This window comes from Klebsiella sp. D-Nf1 (assembly GCF_002810515.1).
Lineage (GTDB): Bacteria > Pseudomonadota > Gammaproteobacteria > Enterobacterales > Enterobacteriaceae > Klebsiella > Klebsiella variicola.
This window is the reverse complement of the sequence record NZ_PIOK01000021.1, coordinates 1-2,048: the sequence shown is the minus strand read 5'-3', so window position 1 is coordinate 2,048 and position 2,048 is coordinate 1. Positions and strand designations below refer to the sequence as shown.

Annotated in this window: 3 protein-coding genes; all 3 read left to right on the top strand. The window is 59.4% G+C overall.

The window, feature by feature from the left end:
• On the top strand, nt 1-693 hold a 693-nt coding region (rfbA, locus tag CWM54_RS27765; RefSeq protein ID WP_100699184.1), incomplete at its 5' end, for a glucose-1-phosphate thymidylyltransferase RfbA.
• Between the two features lie 31 nt (nt 694-724).
• Nucleotides 725-1,615, top strand: coding sequence for a dTDP-4-dehydrorhamnose reductase (gene rfbD / locus CWM54_RS27760; RefSeq protein ID WP_000698223.1), 891 nt, complete (start codon nt 725-727; stop codon nt 1,613-1,615).
• A gap of 14 nt (nt 1,616-1,629) precedes the next feature.
• On the top strand, nt 1,630-2,048 hold a 419-nt coding region (rfbC, locus tag CWM54_RS27755), incomplete at its 3' end, for a dTDP-4-dehydrorhamnose 3,5-epimerase (protein WP_100699182.1).

Genomic DNA, 2,048 nt, shown 5'->3' with positions numbered 1-2,048 from the left:
TCCTTCCAGCGCCTGCTGGGTGACGGGTCGCAGTTCGGGGTGAACTTCAGCTACGCTATCCAGCCGTCGCCGGACGGCCTGGCGCAGGCCTTTATCATTGGCGAGAAGTTCATCGGCAACGATGCCTGTGCCCTGGTGCTGGGGGATAACATCTACTTTGGTCAGAGCTTCGGTAAAAAGCTGGAAGCGGCGGCGGCGAAGACCTCCGGTGCCACGGTGTTTGGTTATCAGGTGCTGGATCCGGAGCGCTTCGGGGTGGTGGAGTTCGACGAGAACTTTAAGGCGCTGTCCATCGAAGAGAAACCGCTGAAGCCGAAATCGGACTGGGCGGTGACCGGGCTCTATTTCTACGACAATAACGTGGTGGAGATGGCGAAGGATGTGAAGCCTTCAGCGCGCGGCGAGCTGGAGATCACCACCCTGAACCAGATGTATCTGGAGCAAGGTGACCTGCAGGTGGAACTGCTGGGGCGCGGTTTTGCCTGGCTGGATACGGGCACCCACGACAGCCTGATGGACGCATCACAGTTTATTCACACCATTGAGAAGCGCCAGGGGATGAAAGTGGCCTGCCTGGAAGAGATTGGTTACCGTAATAAATGGCTGTCGGCGGAAGGGGTGGCGGCTCAGGCCGAACGCCTGAAGAAAACCGAGTACGGTGCTTATCTGAAGCGCCTGCTGAACGAGCGTTAATGCCTTCTTCGTCAACGACAGGATACAGAGAATGAAGATTTTACTGATTGGCAAGAATGGCCAGGTGGGCTGGGAGCTGCAGCGTTCACTGTCCACCCTCGGCGACGTGGTCGCGGTGGACTACTTTGATAAAGAGCTGTGCGGTGACCTGACTAATCTGGAAGGCATCGCGCAGACCGTGCGTACCGTCCGCCCGGACGTGGTGGTGAATGCCGCCGCGCACACGGCGGTGGACAAGGCAGAAAGCGAGCGGGAGCTCTCCGACCTGCTGAACGACAAAGGGGTGGCGGTGCTGGCGGCAGAGTCGGCGAAGCTGGGTGCCCTGATGGTGCATTATTCCACGGATTATGTGTTCGACGGCGCCGGCAGCCATTATCGCCGGGAAGATGAAGCAACCGGCCCGCTGAACGTCTACGGCGAAACCAAACGCGCCGGTGAACTGGCCCTGGAGCAGGGCAACCCGCGTCACCTGATTTTCCGTACCAGCTGGGTGTATGCCACCCGCGGCGCCAACTTTGCCAAAACGATGCTCCGCCTGGCGGGTGAGAAAGAGACGCTCTCCATCATTGACGACCAGCACGGGGCGCCCACCGGCGCTGAGCTGCTGGCAGACTGCACGGCGACGGCAATCCGTGAAACGCTGCGCAATCCGGCGCTGGCCGGCACCTATCATCTGGTGGCCAGCGGCGAGACCAGCTGGTGCGACTACGCCCGCTATGTGTTTGAGGTGGCGAGGGCGCACGGTGCAGAGCTGGCGGTCCAGGAAGTGAAGGGCATTCCGACGACGGCCTATCCGACGCCGGCGAAGCGTCCGCTCAACTCACGCCTGTCGAATGAAAAATTCCAGCAGGCATTTGGGGTGACTCTCCCGGACTGGCGTCAGGGTGTGGCACGCGTGGTAACAGAAGTCCTGGGCAAATAAACGGGTAGCAAACGATGAACATTATTAAAACAGATATTCCTGACGTGCTGATTTTTGAACCGCGCGTGTTTGGTGATGCGCGAGGCTTCTTCTTCGAGAGCTTCAGCAGCAAGGTCTTTAATGAAGCGGTGGGCCGCCAGGTGGATTTTGTTCAGGACAACCACTCCCAGTCCCAGAAAGGCGTATTGCGTGGGCTGCACTATCAGCTGGATCCGCACGCCCAGGGCAAACTGGTGCGCTGTGTGGAAGGTGAGGTGTTTGACGTGGCGGTGGATATCCGTCGTTCATCGCCCACCTTTGGCAAATGGGTGGGCGCGGTGCTCAGCGCAGAGAATAAACGTCAGCTGTGGATCCCGGAAGGGTTCGCCCACGGGTTTATGGCGCTGAGCGACACGGTGCAGTTTGTCTACAAGGCGACGAACTACTACGCGCC

What these genes read in the sequence shown, in the direction of transcription:
- rfbD (WP_000698223.1), top strand. Translation starts at nt 725, where the DNA reads ATGAAGATTTTACTGATTGGCAAGAATGGCCAGGTGGGCTGGGAGCTG.